Origin of the sequence: Ochrobactrum sp. XJ1 (assembly GCF_024701725.1) — a bacterium.
GTDB lineage: Bacteria > Pseudomonadota > Alphaproteobacteria > Rhizobiales > Rhizobiaceae > Brucella > Brucella anthropi.
On sequence record NZ_VDGD01000001.1, the window covers coordinates 116,637 to 134,041 of the forward strand.

Here is a 17,405-nt window from a genome sequence, read left to right on the forward strand (position 1 = left end):
TGGATGCCCATTCGTCATGCACCAACCTTGTTGCAATTAGTCTGATCGTATTGACCCTATTTGTTTACAATGAACGCATATGGCGAAGGCTTTCGCTCATTATGTCCAGCTGTCGGATGTAGTAGCGCCCCGAACAGCACTCCGCCCATACCGGCGCTTCCGCTACGATGCGCTCATTTGATGCCATGTCGGGGCCGACGAATAGCTCTTACCTTTCCGCTGCTTCCACCTCCGCAGAAAAAGAGGTCGCCGCCATCGGATTCAAGTCCCGATACTCCGGTTCCGTCCGGCATGTCCAAACGTTCTAGCAGGGCACCCGTTTTCTGATCGATGCGGCGAATATCACTGCCGATGTCTTCCCACGTGCCGTGCCAAAGTTCGCCGTCGACCCAAGTGACGCCGGTGACGAACCGATCGGATTCGATCGTGCGCAGTACTTCTCCTGTCTCGGGGTTCACCTGATGTATCTTTCGAGCGCGATGCTGTCCGACCCAGAGCGAACCCTCTGCCCAGGCCAGGCCGGAGTTTCCGCCATTTCCGGGAGCCGGTATTGTGGCGACTATCTCTCCGGTCTTGGGGTCGATCTTTCGGATGATGGAATCACCGATCTGGAACAAGTGCTCGCCGTCGAACGCGGTTCCCGCATCGGCCGCGACGTCGAGCGAGCGCAGGATCTCTCCGCTTTCGGGGTCAAGAGCATTCAGTTTCTTGCCCGTTGCAAACCAAACTTTATTGCCGTCGAAGCTGACCCCGGCCACGTCATCTGCATCGGGGAAGGGGCCATATTCACGGATGATTTCAGCGGTTGAGTGTTTCATGTCTTCATCCTAACTGTAAATCTGCGTGGTGGGGAGCAACAAGCTTGTCGGGAATCCAGGCACACTCGCCGCGATCCAGCGGCATGCTCTTCCGCGTCCGAATGTCTCGACCTTGCTGTCGCGAGCAAGCTCTTCGAGTGCTCGCTGCACCGTACGTGGGCTCACGTTCAAGGCGAGCGCCAATGCCGAACTCGACCAGGCTTCCCCATCGCTGAGCAAAGCTAGGATTTGGGCATGGTCGCCTTCTACGTGCGGCACCAGCACGGCGACATTGCGCGTGGTGTGAGGTTGCAGAACAAACCCGTCCCTGGTTGCATTCAGTGTCGCCAGCGGTTTGACGGCCTCACGCAGCCGGGCAACTTCAACACGCAGGCGCGCGCGGTGTGACACATCAGCTTGCCGCGCGTTGAAAGCCCGTTTGAGAAGCGTCTCACGTGCTACATCCTTCGGCCAAGCTTCCGCCAGAGCGCGCATGAGTTTAAGCAGCACCGGACGAGTGATGAGTGGAACTATTGTTGTTCCTCCACGCACTACATTGCGGCAGGTATCCACTATGAGTGTATCGGAGGCCAAAAGCCTTTCGATGTCTTCGAGATGGAGCAAGCGCTCTTTGCCACAGGCTACCAAGCGAGCTGCTGGCGCGCCGAATGCTTGTTCTGCCCGGTCGACCTCGGTCGAGAGCGCCGGAATACGTGCGTCTGTCGCCGCCTGTCTTGCCCGTTCCAGAGCTGCTTTCGCCAGTTCGGTCCTGATGCGGCGGATGGCTATGCCAGCCGCCACCAGTTCCCGACCGGCCAGCGACGCGCGAGGCAGAGCGCTGTCATCCAACTGACTGAGCAATGCTTCGGCTTCATCAAGACGGCCGATCAGGAGAAGGTGCCGGGCTTCGAGATAGCCGGCGTGGGCCGCGTTGCTGCGGTCACCGAACGCTTGAAGTGCCGACCGGGCTGCATTGAGCCTTTGCAATGACCGGCCGAGATCACGCGAAACAAGTGCGATTTCGGCTTCGGCAACGACGCAACGCGCACGGGCTACAAGTTCTTTCGGACCGAAATTACGCGCAGCGCTTCGCAGAAGCCCCCTAGCGCGCACAAAGTCTCCGAGTTGCGCCATTGCGATGCCGCGCAACGCCAGCGCTGGCGGGTCATCACGTAATGCAACCCTTTTCAGCGCGGCGAGGGGATCGCCTGCCGAGAGAGCGTTTGCAGCGGCGGCGATCAGTGGGTCCATTGAAATCCCGTCACACTTGTAACTCTCACGCGCGCCTCCATCCGAGCTAGCTTCATTGTATCGCAACCGCTGGAAACGGCAATTCGATGGGAGAAGCGGAAATGCCAATGCGCACCGTAATAGGAAAGGTCGGTTCGCCGTCCAGACTGACGGGCAAAGCGTCCGGTTGGATTGGGCTCGCCGCAACTCCGACATTCGCGCTGATGGCGTGGATTTCTGCATCCGGCTCGCAGGACATAATGATGTGTTCTGACGCATCGACCTTCGCCGCCGTCAACAGTATGGCCGTGATGTACGTGTTGATGAGCCTCTTTCACCTATCGCCGTGGATGAAGCTTTTTGCCGCCCGTTTCCAACTCCCCAATACCAAACCATAGGAGACTCACAATGCAACACGCTGTTGTTTCACATGATGACTGGCTGACCGCTCGCCGGGATTTCCTGAAAGCGGAGAAGGAGCTGACACATCTTCGCGACAAGGTTGCCCAGCAGCGGCTCGCCTTGCCGTGGGTGCGCATCGACAAGGAATATGTCTTCGACACGCCGGAGGGCACACGCACGCTGTCCGATCTCTTCGACGGTAGGTCTCAACTCTTGGTGCAGCATTTCATGTTTGCGCCGGGATGGAAGGAAGGCTGTCCCAGCTGCTCCTTCATGGCTGACCACACCGACGGTATGAACAAGCACCTTGCGCATCACGACGTTACCATGATCGCCGTCTCCCGCGCGCCGCTTGCCGACATTGAACGTTACCGCAAACGTATGGGCTGGGAGTTCAAATGGGTGTCGTCGTTTGACACTGACTTCAACTACGATTTTCGGGTGAGCTTCTCAGCCGATGAAGTCGCCAGCGGAAAAATTGACTATAACTTCGGCGAATGGAAGGAAAACGGTGAAGAATGGCCGGGCGTCAGCGCCTTCTACAAGGACAATGCAGGCGAGGTCTTCCGCACCTACTCCACTTATGGACGCGGTGTCGAGGCAATGATGGGCACTTACAATATGCTCGATCTCGCTCCGAAGGGCCGCAACGAGGTCGGCGGAATGGACTGGGTACGCCGCCACGATCGCTACGAGCAATCGCCCCATAAGGCATGATAACCGGATGGCAATGAGAGAACGAAGCACTAGCCGGAATCCGTTGGAGTTCCGGCTAGTGCCTTTCGCCGTTATGGCGCCGCCTTCTCTTTTAAACTGTTCAACAACGGCCCCCTGTGAACATTTGAGTATTCAGGGCTCGGGGAGCAAACTGCTGAACGCAGATCAAGCCGACGCCGTATTCTTGGAATTGGCCGTTTAATGTGTTTTTGCTCGGATATTGTCTTCGTATGAATACATGAACCACCTTCTTGATAGTCCAAGTTTTCTTCCGCATTCCCGTATGTCAGGTTGCTTCGGCTTATTGTCATGGTTTCTGTTCTTGTGCCGATCCTGCAACATTTTTATCTCGACGCAATGCGAGTTTTCGCACCACGACGTAGAATATCGGTGTCAGGAGCAGCCCGAACAACGTGACGCCGAGCATGCCGGAAAACACGGCTATGCCCATGACATGCCGCATTTCGGCACCCGCTCCTGTTGCGATCACAAGTGGTACGACACCGGCAATGAAGGCGAGCGAAGTCATCAGTATGGGTCGAAGTCGAAGCCGTGCCGCCTCTAGCACGGCATTTAACGGATCGACGCCCTCATTTTCCTTTGCTCGCGCGAACTCGACGATCAGGATCGCATTCTTGGCAGCAAGGCCAACCAGAACGACGAAACCGATCTGAGTAAAAATGTTGTTGTCGCCACCGGTAAGCCAGACCCCGACAATTGCCGAAAGCAGAGCCATCGGCGCGATCAGCAATACAGCGAGCGGTAACGACCAGCTATTATACTGGGCAGCCAGAATGAGAAAAGCGAGTAGAACGGAAAGTGGGAAAATATACATTGCCGTGTTTCCGGCCTGCTTCTCCTGATAAGCGAGCTCGGTCCATTCGAAGGCCATGCCGGATGGCAGGGTTTCTGTCATTATGCGTTCTATTGCGGCTGTTGCCTGTCCGAACGAATAGCCGGGCGCCGGACCGCCGCTGATATCGGCCGATGGGAAGCTGTTGTAATGCATGACGCGATCCGGTCCCGAACTATGCTGGATCGTCAAAAGCGCCGACAACGGAATCATTTCACCAGCCATGTTGCGCACCTTCAGTCGGCCAATATCTTCCGGGTGCATCCGGAAAGGCGCATCTGCCTGGACAACCACCCGATAAGTCCTGCCAAAACGATTGAAATCATTCACATAGAGAGAACCAAGGTTCACCTGCAGCGTTTCAAAAATTGTGTTGAGGGGCACACCTTGCGATTTGGCTTTCACCCTGTCGATATCCACCTGAACCTGCGGCGCATTCATCTGGAAGCTTGCAAGCATGCCCGCGAGTTCAGGTGCCTGCATCGCCTTGGCCATGATTGCCCCTTGCGCCTCGGCAAGCGCTTCAAGCCCCAGGCTGGCCCTGTCTTCGATCTGGATTTTGAAACCTCCAGTCGTACCGAGGCCAGGAACCGGCGGTGGCGGAAATATACCGGCAAAACCATCAGGTATCTGGCTGAACTTGCCCATCAAGCGGCCTGCTATGGCAAAGGCGGACAAGGAGGGATCGTTACGTTCGTCAAAGGGCTTGAGCATCGTGAACATGACAGCAGCGTTCGGGATATTGACCATGCCATTGACCGAAAGCCCCGGGAAAGCGACCACACTTTCCACGCCGGGTTCGGCAAGTGCGATCTCCGACATTTTCTTAACCACCGCCTCGGTTCTGTCGAGCGACGCTCCCGTCGGCAGCTGCGCAATACCAACGAGATAATATTTGTCTTGAGCCGGAACAAATCCGCTGGGTACAGTCTGGAACCCCATCCATGTCATGCCAAGCAGGCCAGCATAGACGAACAGGACGAGCGTGCTCAACCTCAAGGCGCGTCGCACCGACCAGACATAGGCAGTCGATGCACTGTCGAAGAACCGGTTGAAGAGCCTGAAGAACCAGCCGAACAAACCGTCGATCACCCGTGTCAGGAGATCACGTTTCACGTCGCCGTGATGCGGCTTCAAGAGCACGCCTGCAAGTGCGGGAGAAAGTGTGAGGGAATTGATTGCCGACAGGATGGTCGAAATTGCGATTGTGAGGGCGAACTGGCGATAGAACTCACCTTGCAGGCCGGACAGAAATGCGGACGGGATGAAGACCGCCGAGAGCACAGACGTAATGGCAATGATTGGTCCCGTCACTTCGTCCATAGCCTTGCGAGCAGCTTGCTTGGGCGTTTCGCCGAGCGCGATGTGACGCTCGACATTTTCGACGACGACGATAGCGTCATCGACCACAATTCCGATGGACAGCACCAAGCCGAACAGAGATAGCGTGTTCAGCGAGAAACCGAACATATACATGAGGGCGAATGTGCCGACCAACGATATCGGCACGGCGACCAAAGGAATGATCGAAGCACGCCAAGTCTGAAGGAAGAGCACGACAACGATTACGACCAGGACGATGGCTTCAAGCAATGTCATCACGACAGCCTCAAGGGAGGCTTTCACGAAGACTGTGGGATCATAGGCAATGCGATATTCGATCCCTTCGGGAAACCCCTTCTGCAGTTCTTCCATGGTGCCGCGAATGGCGCTGGCTACATCGAGTGCGTTGGCGCCGGGGCTCTGGACGATCTGCATCGCCAGTGCCGGTTTTCCATCGAGAAGACTGCGCAGAGCATAGCCGTCAGCCCCTAGTTCGATTCGTGAAACGTCCCGCAACCGGGTAACCTGACCATCAGCGCCGGTCTTGACGACGATATCGCCGAACTGTTCCTCATTGGATAACCTGCCGAGTGTATTGACCGTAACCTGAAGTGCAGCCGAGGCATCTGGTTGTTGGCCTACCGAGCCTGCGGCTACCTGGGCATTCTGCTCCTGAATTGCTGCCACGACGTCCGAAGCGGTCAGACCGCGGGCGGCCACTTTCGCCGGATCAAGCCAGACCCGCATGGAGTATTCACCAGCCCCCCAGACAAGCACATCGCCTACACCCGAGATACGCGCAAGCTGGTCGCGTACCTGCAAGGTGGCGAAATTCGACAGATAGAGCGGATCATAGCGATCATCGGGTGATACGAGATGAACCACCATCAGAATATCGGGCGAAGTCTTTTGCGTCACCACGCCGATGCGCTGAACCTCCTGCGGCAGACGCGGAAGCGCGCGTGAGACACGATTCTGCACCTGAATTTGCGCCATGTCAGGATCCGTGCCCTGCTGGAACGTCACGGTCAACGTCATACGTCCATCGGTGGCAGCCTGCGAGCTCATATAGAGCATATTCTCCACGCCATTAATGACCTGCTCCAGCGGCGCGGCGACCGTTTCGGCGATCACTTCAGGGCTGGCACCCGGATAGTTCGCCGTAACCTGCACCGTTGGAGGAGTTACCTGCGGATACTCACTCAAGGGCAGCTTCAGGAGTGTGAGTCCTCCACCAATCAACATCAGGACAGAGAGGACAACCGCAAAGATCGGGCGATCTACGAAAAAGCGCGGGATGTTCATCGAAGCGCCTCCCGAACTTCTGCTGCAGTCTGGGCAGCTTCGCCCTGCTGGTTGGAGAGCATCGGCACTATCTGCGGATCGACTTCCATTCCGGGGCGAACGAGCCCCTTGATGATGATTTTTTCACCGGACTTGAGTCCCGCAGAAATAACGCGCATTCCGTCGATCATCGGTCCCAGTTCAATCGGGCGGTACTCTGCCTTATTCTCCGCTCCGAGTACCAGCACATAGCGTCGCCCTTGGTCGACGGCAATCGCCTGCTCATCAATGAGTACGGTTTGGGTCGGTTCGGCAGTCACGAGCTTCACTCGGACGAAAAGGCCAGGAGCCAGCCTGTCGTCGTAATTCTGAACGATTGCACGGGCTCTGATCGTGCCTGTGCCCCGGTCGATGCGGTTGCCGAGAAAATCGAGTTCGCCGACAAGCGGGTGGCCATTATCGGTCATCAAGCCGACCTTAACCGGAAGCCTGTCTGCTTCGCCCTCCGTCACGGATGCGCGTCCACGAGCTGCGAATTCCAGATAGGTTGCTTCATCGATATCGAAATAAACATAGAGTGGATCGGTCGAAACAATCGTGGTGAGAAGCGTGGCAGCCCCCGCATTGCCGCCGGTAACGAGATTGCCTTCTGTGACAAGAACGCGATCAACGCGACCGGCAATCGGTGCTGTGACACGCGTGAAAGACAGATCGAGTTCTGCAGCTGCAATGGCAGCCTTGACGATCTCCACCTGAGCCTTGCGCTGCCTAAGTGCAGCCCTCGCATCATCAAAGGTCTTACGCGATACAGTCCCATTCGGAGCCAGCGCTTCAGCGCGTTTGAAATCGATCTCAGCTTGATCAAGCAAAGCAATAGCCTGCTGCAATTGAGCTTTGGCTGCATCCAATGCGACCTGGAACGGCCTTGCATCGATCTGGAACAGAAGATCGCCGGGTCGAACAAGGCCGCCTTCAGGAACGCTGACGCTAACTATGGCCCCACCTACACGTGGACGCAGGTCAACTGTCCTTGTGGCCTCGGTATGACCGGTAAACTCTACGGATGGGGCAACATTGCGTGTGACGACCTCGGCAACCGGTACTTGGGGAGCAGGCATTTGAGCGGGCTGTGCGGCTGCGGATGAAACAAGCGAGAGGAATCTTTGGGTATATGGCTCGATATCGTCTCGATAGACCGCATAAAAGGTACCACCAACGATGACGGCGCCGGCCAGGAACAGGGCGGCGGCTCTATTACTCATTCTCGTTCTCCTTCATAGGGCCGCAGCGTCTGCCAGCGGGACATGACGACGGTCATTTGACGACCTTGCTGTTTCCAACGGTGGAAAGGTCAAGGCCCTGAGAGTTATTTTCCCAAGGAGAGTATTGGTGGCAGCTGCAACCTCGTTTGGCGGCCAATCTCGCGCGTTGTTTCGCCAATATTCCGGGAAAGAGAAGAAGCGATCGATCAAACGATGCTGCTCTTGCATGTGAGGGCCGGAGCCTTCGCACTGTTCGTGATCGGGTCACGTCCCTGCGCAAAAAAACGGTCTTGACCTTACAAGTGTTGGAAGCTGCAGGCTGACAAAAATTCCGCTCAGAACGCCAGTCGATTGTCGGCCGGACTGGGAACGCAAGCACGTCCACCGAGTGAAAGGCCCAGATATGACGCACACCAGTACGCCACACATTCTCATTTACACAACCCCGACTTGTCCGGACTGTCATGCCCTTAAGCGCTGGCTCTCCGAGCAGGGGCTTTCCTATGAGGAGCGCGACCTAAGTGAGCCGGAGATTGCCGAGGAAGCCAAAGCGCGCACAGGGGTTCGGGTGGCTCCGATCACGATTGTCGGTTCCGAAATTTTCTACGGAACATTCGTGCGGCAGAAGCCAGGTTTGCTCAAGGCCCTCGGATTGAATGATGGACTGTAAGGAAAGCCGGATGACCAGAAGAAACGTTGATATACGACAGACACGGACCCGACTGGAAGTCTCGAACGGACAAACAATCCTCGAAGCTGCACTCGCTGCCAGTATTTCCTATCCTCATGGCTGCCGATCCGGTCGCTGCGGTTCATGCAAATCGCGCCTGATCGAGGGTGAGGTTCAATTGCTTCAGCACTCGCGCTTTGCACTGACTGAGGAGGAGAAATCCGACGGCTTGATCCTCGCGTGCTGCGCATTGCCGCAAACGGATGTCGCTGTCGCGTGGCTTGTCAGCGACGAAAAGGCCGTGGAGGCTCCGCGGCGTCTTGATGCAGTCGTGATCGGACTATATGACCTCACGCACGACATCAAACTGATACGAATTGCGCCTGCAGATGGCTCGTCTTTGCCGTTTACCGCCGGACAATATGCCCAGATCAGATTTACCGGAACTCCGATGCGCAGCTATTCCATGGCCAACCGTGTAGGTGAGGGCAGTCTGGAATTTCACGTTCGCCGCGTCGCAGGAGGTATTACGTCCGAACACATACACGGCGCGCTGAAGTCCGGTGACAAAGTTGAACTCGAATTTCCCCTTGGTTCCTCCTATCTGCGCCAAAATCATTCCGGCCCGATGCTGTGCATCGCTGGCGGTTCCGGCCTTGCGCCGATCAAGTCGATCGTTGAGACCGCCCTTGCTCACGGCATGAAGCAGCCGATCCATGTTTATTTCGGAGCACGCAGCGAGTGTGATCTCTACCTCGTCGAGCATTTTCAGTCCTTGGCCGAACAGTATGCCAATCTTACCTTTGTGGTGGTGTTATCCGAGGCAGAAGCGACACAGTACCGCTGTGGTTTTGTGACAAAGGCGGTTGCCGACGACCTGATGGACCTTGATGGGTGGAAGGCCTATGTCGCCGGCTCACCGGGAATGGTTGACGCTGCCATTCAGCTCGCCTTGGCGCGCGGATTACGTGTTGAGGACATGCATGCCGATGTGTTTTTCACGCCCGATGACGGGCCTAACCAAACACCAGCCCAGTGAACTGGATCAAGGGTCAATCCTGAGAGAGTATGAAGGGAGAGAATTCATATGTGCAATAGATTCGACTGCTACCCGGAGCCAACCGCTCAGGAACTACTCTCGGATCCCATAATCCGCGCTGTCATGGCTGCAGATGCTGTGGATGAAAACCAGTTGCGAGCCTTGCTTGAACAGATGAGCCGGCAGCGGGCGGCGAAAACTCAGAGTATTGTTGCTCGCCACTAAAATCGCTGTGCAAATCGATGAAGTGGACAACGTGATGATAGAGCGCAGGTCTGGATCAGATTTGCGCCCTTTAATTTTGCTCCGAAAGCCGACTTGTTCGAAACCTTTTCACTTTTTCCGAGATGCGTTCCAGACAGGACTGCCCCATACCGATGATTTCCGGCGGAGAATAATACTGAGATAAAAAGCCGCCGCTGCGTATGGTCATGATACGCGGCGGCGGTTCCAGGCAGCTAGTCGCTGTGATCGGCGCTTCATTTCTTCATCATGGTATCCATGGAGACTGTATAGGCCTTTGTCGAAGGACTGCTCGACAAAGGCTTCTACATTGCAGACATATCGTGACAATGCATGGATTATCCGTTGTCATCTAGCCTTGTGCGATCGCCATGCCTGCGCTGATCGCAAGCACATCCGTGATGAATATCGGCGCGATCTTGTTCCTATTCAGTTAGCGGTTGCGGGATAACCTGCTTCCTCGAGAACCTTCAAGACAGATGCCAGTGTCGCAGTTGTTTCGACCTTGACCGCGCGCTCTGTCGGATTGGTGTCGACCTTGGCGCCGGAATCTACCGATTGGATCGCCATAGTTACAGATTTGGCGCACCCGCCGCAGGTCATGCCTTCGATTTTCAATTCCATGAGATTTCTCCTTGTTTGGGTCTCATGACATGCAAGGTGGTTCTTCCAACCGTGGAAAGGTCAAGTGGAAAAAACAAGAAAAATGTCATTGACCTTCCCACGGTTGGAAGAACCATACTTCGACTGAACCTGAATTTCGGAACGAAAAAGGAGTCAGCTATGAATGCTCTTGTTAGAACTCCAGAGACGAAGAACGCAGCAATTTGTCTACCCAATAAAGGCGATACTTGCACGTTCCAGATCGGCTCTCGCGAAAATGCTCTTAAGGCTTTGCCGGCCTGAAGATTGCGGGAGTGATTACATGAATATTGGACAAGCTTCTAAAGCATCCGGCGTATCAGCCAAGATGATCCGCTACTATGAGCAGACCGGCCTCATACCTGCTGCCGACCGAACAGCTTCCGGCTACCGCGACTATTCGGACACAGACGTGCATATGCTCCGTTTCATACGGCGAGCCAGAGATCTCGGCTTCTCCGTTGCGGAGATAGGTGATCTTCTCGGGTTATGGCGTGACGAGACGCGACAGAGCGCGGTAGTCAAACGTTTGGCACAAGTTCATATCGACGAACTCCAGAAGAAGATCGCCGATCTGCAAGACATGACCCAGACACTCACGACGTTGGTCAACGCCTGTCACGGCGACCATCGCCCCCATTGCCCGATTCTGCAGCGGCTCGAAACCGATCAGGATGATGAAGACCTTTCGGTTCAGCCGCGTAGTGGTGCTATTGCCCGCTTCATGCAGTGAGACTGACGCCACTGCGACAGAATCCATGAACGCCTTGCGTCTGGCGTCATTGAGAACCTCGACTGGAGCGCCTTCATCGACCGCTACGACCGACCGGAGACGCTGTTTTATCTCGATCCGCCGTATTGGGGCAGCGAGGACTGTTATGGGAAGGAGTTGTTCAGCCGAGGCCAATACCAGGTGATGGCCGAGCGCCTCGGTCGCATCATGGGTCGCTTCATCATGTCCATCAACGACGTGCCGGAGATCCGATCGATCTTTTCGGCCTTCGACATCGAAGATGTGGACCTGACCTACGCAGCGGCTGACGGTAAGGGGAAGGTGGTCAACGAACTGATAATTAGCGGGAGGGCTTAACGGCCCCTTCAGTGGGGCTTCAATGAACGTTCCGCTCAGTTCTTTGAAATCGTAAAACTGTTGTCATTCGATTTTGCGCGCTACACGACGTGTAGCGCGCAAAATCGCGTGGCAGCGCGCGCAAGATCGAGTGGCAACAGATTTACAATGTCAAAGAACTGCGCGAGACGCTCATTAAACGTATCTTGAAGAGTGGATTAAGGAGCGTTGCTGATGATCAGTTCCCGCACCGGCTTTCCCTTTCCTCCTGAAACCGAATAGGTCAGCTCCGCCCCTTCGATGACGAAAGCCGCAAAGATGCTCCGTATCTCTGGAACATCATTGATCGACAGGACGAACCGTCCCTTGATGAGATCAAGGCGCTCGGCAAGAATTTCGAACTGATCTCGGCCGAATAGGTCTTTCCCGTAATAGCCCTCCGATCCCCAATAAGGCGGGTCTATATAGAAAAGGGTCTCTGGCCGGTCGTAACGCTGAATGAACACCGTCCAGTCCAGGTTCTCGATAACCACCCCGGCAAGCCGTTCGTGAACTTCCTGGAGCATCGGCGCAAGTGTCGTAAGGTTGAAGCGTGAGCTGCGGCTGTAATCCACACCGAAGGTCCGGCCAGCAACTTTCCCGCCGAACGTCAGGCGCTGGAGATAGAGAAAGCGTGCAGCCCGCTCCAGATCAGTGAGCGTTTCGGGATCAGTAACAGTAAGGCGTTCGAAGTCCGCTCGGCTGGTTATCTGGAACCGAAGCGTGTCCATAAGCTGCGGATAGTGCCGCTGAAGAATACGAAAGAGGTTCGCCACATCCTTCGAACGATCATTGATGAACTCGGCGCGTGGGGCGGCAGTGCGCCTGAAGAACACACCGCCCATGCCCACGAACGGCTCCGCGTAAAGTGAATGCGGTATTGTGTCGATCTTTTGGCAAATGCGCTTGGCGAGTTGGCGCTTCCCACCGATATAGGCAGCGGGCGGCGATACAGCATCGACGGCAATAAAATCGGCCTTCTGGCTCATGTACGTTCCTAAGAGAATCGGTCACAAACCAATTGCCCGAGAGGGCACGGATGCGACGGTTATCTCGAATGGCTGTCGGGCGGGTCTTATCTTGGCGGATTGCCCCGCTGCCACGAATTGACGTGGCCGTCCCTAGCTCGGCTTTCGGCTGAGAAACTCCAGTTCGGTCCGTGTGAGGATTTCACGATCACGCAAGGTCAGATCGCCAACAATCTTTTGGCCGGTTAGATCAGGCCAATATTCACCCGATCCAAGTTTCCAGAGATGGCGCATAGGCAGACTGTTCACGACATGGCTGTGAGGCGGATAAACCTCGATCGCAACTGCATCCGCCCCGAAATATTCGTTCTTCAGCTCTTGCAGTTCATCCCAAGTGATCGTTCCGTCATGTTCGACAGACAGAAGGCCGCGCAAATCATCCAACAAAACACCAATAACAGCTGCCATTTCACACCTGGGAAAATTCGAGCCAGGCTTGATCGACATCCTCATCTGCGAGGCCGAGGATCGGACGCAACTGGACAATCAGAGGATGGAGACGCCGGAACTCGCTGGCGAACTGCCATTCGATCTCTGCCTGTGATTTCTCTGGTTCGGGCAAAGCGGCGATTGCTTCGGGAACACCGCCAAGTTTTCCGAGGTGCAACAGACCAAGGCGGAGCTGGCGAGCCGTCAGATTGGGCATTGCCGCGCGTTTTTCTTCTGGCGTCAACTCAGGCGGAGCCATAGGCGGTGAGAAGGTCTCGTTCTCATACAACCAGCCTTGTTCCACGGCTTCGTCCTCACAGGACACGAATGTTGCGGCAATTTCGGGATGAAAGGCATCTTCCGGCGTCAAACTGCCTGGCAGAGAAACAATTTCCGCAACCACTAAATTATCGATACGAACATAACGCATTGGATTGCCCTCAATATTGAATAATTACCGATCCGCTAGCACCATTGCCGCCCTTGCCAAGCGCTTGACTTTGGAAGCTCGAGTAAACGGCTCCACCGCCGCTCCCTTGTGCCACCCCATTGAGGATGATGTCAGTATAAGTTCCTGCGCGCCCACCTCCACCAAAGCGACTAGACCCTCCACTTCCTCCGACATGTGGGGTTCGCCGGCCACCACCATCGGTGCCCGAACCACCATATCCTGTCATCTGTCCGCCGACACCGCTGCCGCCTTGTCCGCCACTCCCGCCCCCACTTTCTGTTGCCGCACCACCTCCACCGCCGCCAACCGCAGATAAAAACGCGCCAACACTCGATGTCCCGCCCGGTGAGCCATCGACACCATAAGACCCGCTCGTTCCGGTTGATGCGGTACCCCCTGCGCCACCAGCACCGACCGTAATGGGTATCACTTGACCTGGAACGACATCAATCCAGCCCTCGCTAAAGCCACCCGATCCGCCCCCACCGCCCGGCGCAGCGTTACCGTTAGGCAAAACCCCCATTCCAGCCCCACCGCCACCACCGCCAACGCAGATGCCATAAATTTTATAGATTCCTGCAGGCACAATGAAACTGTAGGTGCCAGCCGCAGGATATGAAGTCATGGTACGTGGCGGCATTTGTGAAGATTTCAAGCCATCAACTTGCCATGCCGAACCGTCATACATCAGGGTAGCAATTTGCCCTTCAATCAGGTCATCCTTTTCCAAGTCCGATCCGTCGACGCGCACAATCGGTTTTAGGCCGAGGCCGTTGATATTAATGGTAGCCGGACCGGTGTTGTTCACACCGATCTTAACAGCGAGTACCATACCAGCGGTATATGCTGACGGCGCAGGGGTTAGCGTCGCCGTTAGCGCGTTGCCTGACCCGCCAGCAACGGCGTAACCCCATTTACCTGATTGTGTGTTGAGAGCATTAGCGGTGTAAAGCTGCCGCTGGTTATCCGGATCAAGATCCATCCCTGCTTCTTCAATGACGGCGCAGATTTCCTCCTGCACGTCATTAAGGTATTTCGCGGTGACTTCGGTGCCTGCAACGCCTGCGGCGGCGTTTTGCGAGCGAAAGCCGCGACGGCCCCCGCCAATATCAACCGGATTGTTACCGTTGACGCGATCCATGTCAGGTCTCCAGATAAGAGAAAACAAGCTGAGTGTGCGCGGGCTTGAGCCGCCGCAACTCGCATTCAATGTCACTGATTTCAAACCCGCCGAGCGGCTGGCCTGCAGTATTCACGCCTGCCCGGAACAGCCACTCGGAAATAAGCTGGATTTTCACCCGCCAAGTGAATTGCTCGCCCTCGGCAATGAGCGGCTGACCCGCCTGAAGGCTACCCGCGACGGATGGCCAGAATTCCTCAATCTCAATAGTGTGGCCAAGGCTTGCCGCCATTTTGAGGAAATACGGAATGCTGGCACCACCTTTGGCAATCCAGCGCTGGTGCGCGCGGCGCTGCCGCTGATCCAGCATCTGGTTTCCGAGATCGCGACCGCACGGATCGGGACCAAGAACCCGCTCGAAATCCGACAACAGCGCATTCGACGTGCGCGGGTCGATTTCATCCATAAGGCCTTCGGCGTCCGCCTCTGCCTGGACGAGAACCTTGGCGATGCTGTCGAGGATCGCATCGAGAACGCCTTCGCGTTTTCCGAGCGCGAAACCGCGCGGAAGCTTACCGATCAGACTGGCGAGAATGGAGGATTGCGGCCGGGTCATAGCGGGTCCTCAAACGTGATATCGCCTGGAAGCGGGTATTGGTCGCGATCGAGTGTGAACGGTGCTGCAGGCGAGATGAGATCATGCGCATATTCACCCGACGCAGCTGAGATCGCCTCGGAAACCCGCGACGGCTCGATACGCGCACCGATCGGACTATCGTTCTGATCGTCGTTCACATCACCAATGGTGGCGATAAAGGCTGCATAGGCCTCCTCGACGGCGGCACGTGTCGCCACTGTGTCGGGACGCACGCGAACCGTGATCGGGATTTCGCGCATCTCGGCTGGGACAATGACGACATAGGCGGTGACCGGCCTAACGCCGGAAGATGATCCAGGCGCGCCCAGATATACGAGTTGCTCGGCCATTTCCGATTCAGTGGGCGCGCGAGCAGACGTACCATCCTTCATGGCAACTATGACACCGACAGAGCCGCGTCCGACCCAATCGGTTTCGGTTTTCACAGCGCGAACGTCAAATTTTTCCCGCAACCAGGTCGGATAGTCAAAGCCTGCGCCGCCATGCGGACGCTGCCGGATATAGGCCATGGTCGCGGAAGCAAGTTCCACAGGGGTTTCAGCTTCAGCGCCACCAGCAAAGCCGCCATCAGCCACCGTGATACGGTTGATTTCCGGGAATGCGATCACTGTGCGAAGCCGAACACCAGCTTCAAGATTTCCAGATGGACCCGCGACAACAGCCTTTGCGGCGACTGTCACATTGCCATTCGGTGAGATAATTGCTGTTGCGGTCGTCCAGTAAAGGGTGCCGTCAGAACCGGCAATTTCAAGATCGGCAGGCAGCGGCGTTCCAGCTGCACCTTCTATCGTCAGATTGCCCACTGCATAGGTGGCGGGCCGTGCCACAATGCCCCAGATATCGGCATGACGCTGGACGAACTCGTCTTCGGCGGTATCAACAAAATACTGTCTGCCCCACCATGCGACATGATCGTGGATCTCGCGCGCTTCCAGTGCGACGGCACGGCCAATCATGGCAAGCATGCCACGCGCCGAGCGGACTGCGCGCGAAATTGCAAGCGGATCGACAAGCGGCCGCACAACCGAAATGCTGAACTCCATGGCAGAGGCGATGCGTTCAGCGATGGTCTTTGCGGAAGGAACGGGCCAAGGCATTAGGCAGTCCTCCGGCCGGAAATAGCAGTGTCATCGACCAGGACGCGCCAGCCAAGCATTTGTGTCGCGACCCATTCCGTCTCGATCTCGGCTGGAATGCCGGTATCAGAGGTCACCCATTCGAGGCTTTCGGCAAGCCAGCTGTGGTAAAGAAGGCGGGTGGTTTCGGTTTCCTTGGCGCGATCAAGCAGCCAGCATCGCGAACCGATACGCTCACCATAAGGATCGAGCGCGTCACCTGCAGCACCGCGCCGGACATCAATGCCTGATCCTGTCAGAAACTGTGAGCGGCCCTCCGGCAGCGGATCGTCGGAATTTGCACGGCGATCAAGGCCGACTGAGAGAAGAACCGGCGTGATCGGGGTTTCATCAATGACGAGATCGCCATCCGCGCCGATCTCCAGATCAGCGCGGCGGGTTTCCGGGTCATAGATGAGTGCCACATCGTAAAACATGCCCCGGTTCTATCGCGCGCGCGCGAAAACGATCATGCCCGCCAAGGCGGGCACGAAACAGATTATCCTTGTGGAACGCCGGTAGTACTGTTTCCGGGAGAGACGCCAATATGAACATGGGTTGAGCCGATGTTCTTGCCGTCATGGGTGACGGTTCCGCCCTTGATGTCAACGCCACCAGCCGAGATCGTTACGGTCACGCCGTCAACCTTCAGCACGATCGACGTACCGGCCTGAATGCTGACCGTACCGTCAGCGCCCACGAGAATGCCATCACCGTGCTGATTATATAGAGCAGCTTCGCCGGCCTTCAGCCCACCCATGCGGGCGGATGGATTGCCAACCGGCAGGATTACAATGTCATCCTCGTTACCACCGATGGCGACGGCAAGCGCCAGTGCACCGTCTTCAGGTGCCGAGGTTGCCAGCCCATAAGGCTGCATAATCTCAACCTTGTCGCGCCAGATACCGGGAGCAACTTCCGCCGAGGCGGTCTGTGTTTCGCCATCATCACTGATGTTCTTCAGGACGACGCGGCGAACGATACCGCGAACCTTGCTGGCTGTTTCATGATCCATGATCGACCTCACATTGTTC

Annotated in this window: 19 protein-coding genes; 6 read left to right on the forward strand and 13 right to left on the reverse strand. The window is 56.3% G+C overall.

From position 1 onward, the window contains the following. Positions 1 to 173: 173 nt before the first annotated feature. A complete protein-coding gene (locus FG152_RS00580; protein ID WP_010659238.1) occupies positions 174 to 818 on the reverse strand; it encodes an NHL repeat-containing protein in 645 nt (214 codons plus the stop codon). A 9-nt stretch (positions 819 to 827) separates the two neighbouring features. After that, positions 828 to 2,048: an HTH domain-containing protein gene (locus tag FG152_RS00585; RefSeq protein WP_151607528.1), complete on the reverse strand. Its 1,221-nt coding sequence runs from the start codon at positions 2,046 to 2,048 to the stop codon at positions 828 to 830. Positions 2,049 to 2,134: 86 nt separating this feature from the next. Here FG152_RS00585 and FG152_RS00590 point away from each other — a divergent pair, with 86 nt between their 5' ends. Both FG152_RS00590 and FG152_RS00595 read left to right on the forward strand, forming a co-directional pair. Beyond that, on the forward strand, positions 2,135 to 2,425 hold the full coding sequence (locus tag FG152_RS00590) for a hypothetical protein (protein WP_036563506.1): 291 nt from the start codon (positions 2,135 to 2,137) through the stop codon (positions 2,423 to 2,425). Between the two features lie 10 nt (positions 2,426 to 2,435). After that, positions 2,436 to 3,146 (forward strand): DUF899 domain-containing protein, encoded by a 711-nt coding sequence (locus tag FG152_RS00595; protein WP_010659235.1) that lies wholly within the window; start codon positions 2,436 to 2,438, stop codon positions 3,144 to 3,146. 307 nt (positions 3,147 to 3,453) lie between these two features. On the opposite strand, the gene FG152_RS00600 is transcribed toward FG152_RS00595, so the two are convergent. Next, entirely contained in the window at positions 3,454 to 6,627 is a 3,174-nt protein-coding gene (locus FG152_RS00600) for an efflux RND transporter permease subunit (protein ID WP_010659234.1), read from the reverse strand. After that, positions 6,624 to 7,868 (reverse strand): efflux RND transporter periplasmic adaptor subunit, encoded by a 1,245-nt coding sequence (locus FG152_RS00605; protein ID WP_010659233.1) that lies wholly within the window; start codon positions 7,866 to 7,868, stop codon positions 6,624 to 6,626. Before FG152_RS00605 ends, FG152_RS00600 begins: the two co-directional genes overlap by 4 nt. Positions 7,869 to 8,271: 403 nt before the next feature. Here FG152_RS00605 and FG152_RS00610 point away from each other — a divergent pair, with 403 nt between their 5' ends. After that, positions 8,272 to 8,538, forward strand: a complete 267-nt coding sequence (locus FG152_RS00610) for a glutaredoxin family protein (protein ID WP_010659232.1) — start codon at positions 8,272 to 8,274, stop codon at positions 8,536 to 8,538. A 10-nt stretch (positions 8,539 to 8,548) separates the two neighbouring features. Next, complete coding sequence (locus FG152_RS00615) at positions 8,549 to 9,577, forward strand: 2Fe-2S iron-sulfur cluster-binding protein (protein ID WP_036584288.1); 1,029 nt, start codon at positions 8,549 to 8,551, stop codon at positions 9,575 to 9,577. A gap of 672 nt (positions 9,578 to 10,249) precedes the next feature. On the opposite strand, the gene FG152_RS00620 is transcribed toward FG152_RS00615, so the two are convergent. Continuing rightward, complete coding sequence (locus tag FG152_RS00620; RefSeq protein WP_010659230.1) at positions 10,250 to 10,444, reverse strand: heavy-metal-associated domain-containing protein; 195 nt, start codon at positions 10,442 to 10,444, stop codon at positions 10,250 to 10,252. Positions 10,445 to 10,745: 301 nt separating this feature from the next. Here FG152_RS00620 and cueR point away from each other — a divergent pair, with 301 nt between their 5' ends. Together cueR and FG152_RS00630 are read left to right on the forward strand one after the other, a co-directional pair. Next, positions 10,746 to 11,195 (forward strand): Cu(I)-responsive transcriptional regulator, encoded by a 450-nt coding sequence (gene cueR, locus FG152_RS00625; protein WP_010659229.1) that lies wholly within the window; start codon positions 10,746 to 10,748, stop codon positions 11,193 to 11,195. A 21-nt stretch (positions 11,196 to 11,216) separates the two neighbouring features. Further along, positions 11,217 to 11,552 (forward strand): DNA adenine methylase, encoded by a 336-nt coding sequence (locus FG152_RS00630; RefSeq protein ID WP_122241852.1) that lies wholly within the window; start codon positions 11,217 to 11,219, stop codon positions 11,550 to 11,552. A gap of 197 nt (positions 11,553 to 11,749) precedes the next feature. On the opposite strand, the gene FG152_RS00635 is transcribed toward FG152_RS00630, so the two are convergent. The 8 genes from FG152_RS00635 to FG152_RS00670 all read right to left on the reverse strand — a co-directional run bounded on the left by FG152_RS00635 (position 11,750) and on the right by FG152_RS00670 (position 17,386). Next, positions 11,750 to 12,559 (reverse strand): DNA adenine methylase, encoded by an 810-nt coding sequence (locus FG152_RS00635; protein ID WP_498984938.1) that lies wholly within the window; start codon positions 12,557 to 12,559, stop codon positions 11,750 to 11,752. A gap of 132 nt (positions 12,560 to 12,691) precedes the next feature. Further along, positions 12,692 to 13,006, reverse strand: coding sequence for a DUF7694 domain-containing protein (locus FG152_RS00640; protein WP_498984941.1), 315 nt, complete (start codon positions 13,004 to 13,006; stop codon positions 12,692 to 12,694). A gap of 1 nt (position 13,007) precedes the next feature. Beyond that, positions 13,008 to 13,457, reverse strand: a complete 450-nt coding sequence (locus tag FG152_RS00645) for a hypothetical protein (protein ID WP_498984943.1) — start codon at positions 13,455 to 13,457, stop codon at positions 13,008 to 13,010. A 10-nt stretch (positions 13,458 to 13,467) separates the two neighbouring features. Beyond that, positions 13,468 to 14,619, reverse strand: coding sequence for a glycine-rich domain-containing protein (locus FG152_RS00650; protein ID WP_498984946.1), 1,152 nt, complete (start codon positions 14,617 to 14,619; stop codon positions 13,468 to 13,470). 1 nt (position 14,620) lies between these two features. Further along, positions 14,621 to 15,214, reverse strand: a complete 594-nt coding sequence (locus FG152_RS00655; RefSeq protein WP_498984949.1) for a YmfQ family protein — start codon at positions 15,212 to 15,214, stop codon at positions 14,621 to 14,623. Then, positions 15,211 to 16,353 (reverse strand): baseplate J/gp47 family protein, encoded by a 1,143-nt coding sequence (locus tag FG152_RS00660; protein WP_498984952.1) that lies wholly within the window; start codon positions 16,351 to 16,353, stop codon positions 15,211 to 15,213. The genes FG152_RS00655 and FG152_RS00660 overlap by 4 nt, the downstream gene beginning before the upstream one ends. After that, positions 16,353 to 16,808 (reverse strand): phage GP46 family protein, encoded by a 456-nt coding sequence (locus tag FG152_RS00665; protein ID WP_498984954.1) that lies wholly within the window; start codon positions 16,806 to 16,808, stop codon positions 16,353 to 16,355. The genes FG152_RS00660 and FG152_RS00665 overlap by 1 nt, the downstream gene beginning before the upstream one ends. Positions 16,809 to 16,870: 62 nt before the next feature. Beyond that, complete coding sequence (locus FG152_RS00670) at positions 16,871 to 17,386, reverse strand: phage baseplate assembly protein domain-containing protein (protein ID WP_498984957.1); 516 nt, start codon at positions 17,384 to 17,386, stop codon at positions 16,871 to 16,873. Between the last annotated feature and the right edge of the window lie 19 nt (positions 17,387 to 17,405).

Coding starts and splice junctions, on each gene's coding strand:
- FG152_RS00580 (WP_010659238.1), bottom strand. CDS start 818: ATGAAACACTCAACCGCTGAAATCATCCGTGAATATGGCCCCTTCCCC.
- FG152_RS00585 (WP_151607528.1), bottom strand. CDS start 2,048: ATGGACCCACTGATCGCCGCCGCTGCAAACGCTCTCTCGGCAGGCGAT.
- FG152_RS00590 (WP_036563506.1), top strand. CDS start 2,135: ATGGGAGAAGCGGAAATGCCAATGCGCACCGTAATAGGAAAGGTCGGT.
- FG152_RS00595 (WP_010659235.1), top strand. CDS start 2,436: ATGCAACACGCTGTTGTTTCACATGATGACTGGCTGACCGCTCGCCGG.
- FG152_RS00600 (WP_010659234.1), bottom strand. CDS start 6,627: ATGAACATCCCGCGCTTTTTCGTAGATCGCCCGATCTTTGCGGTTGTC.
- FG152_RS00605 (WP_010659233.1), bottom strand. CDS start 7,868: ATGAGTAATAGAGCCGCCGCCCTGTTCCTGGCCGGCGCCGTCATCGTT.
- FG152_RS00610 (WP_010659232.1), top strand. CDS start 8,272: ATGACGCACACCAGTACGCCACACATTCTCATTTACACAACCCCGACT.
- FG152_RS00615 (WP_036584288.1), top strand. CDS start 8,549: ATGACCAGAAGAAACGTTGATATACGACAGACACGGACCCGACTGGAA.
- FG152_RS00620 (WP_010659230.1), bottom strand. CDS start 10,444: ATGGAATTGAAAATCGAAGGCATGACCTGCGGCGGGTGCGCCAAATCT.
- cueR (WP_010659229.1), top strand. CDS start 10,746: ATGAATATTGGACAAGCTTCTAAAGCATCCGGCGTATCAGCCAAGATG.
- FG152_RS00635 (WP_498984938.1), bottom strand. CDS start 12,559: ATGAGCCAGAAGGCCGATTTTATTGCCGTCGATGCTGTATCGCCGCCC.
- FG152_RS00640 (WP_498984941.1), bottom strand. CDS start 13,006: ATGGCAGCTGTTATTGGTGTTTTGTTGGATGATTTGCGCGGCCTTCTG.
- FG152_RS00645 (WP_498984943.1), bottom strand. CDS start 13,457: ATGCGTTATGTTCGTATCGATAATTTAGTGGTTGCGGAAATTGTTTCT.
- FG152_RS00650 (WP_498984946.1), bottom strand. CDS start 14,619: ATGGATCGCGTCAACGGTAACAATCCGGTTGATATTGGCGGGGGCCGT.
- FG152_RS00655 (WP_498984949.1), bottom strand. CDS start 15,214: ATGACCCGGCCGCAATCCTCCATTCTCGCCAGTCTGATCGGTAAGCTT.
- FG152_RS00660 (WP_498984952.1), bottom strand. CDS start 16,353: ATGCCTTGGCCCGTTCCTTCCGCAAAGACCATCGCTGAACGCATCGCC.
- FG152_RS00665 (WP_498984954.1), bottom strand. CDS start 16,808: ATGTTTTACGATGTGGCACTCATCTATGACCCGGAAACCCGCCGCGCT.
- FG152_RS00670 (WP_498984957.1), bottom strand. CDS start 17,386: ATGGATCATGAAACAGCCAGCAAGGTTCGCGGTATCGTTCGCCGCGTC.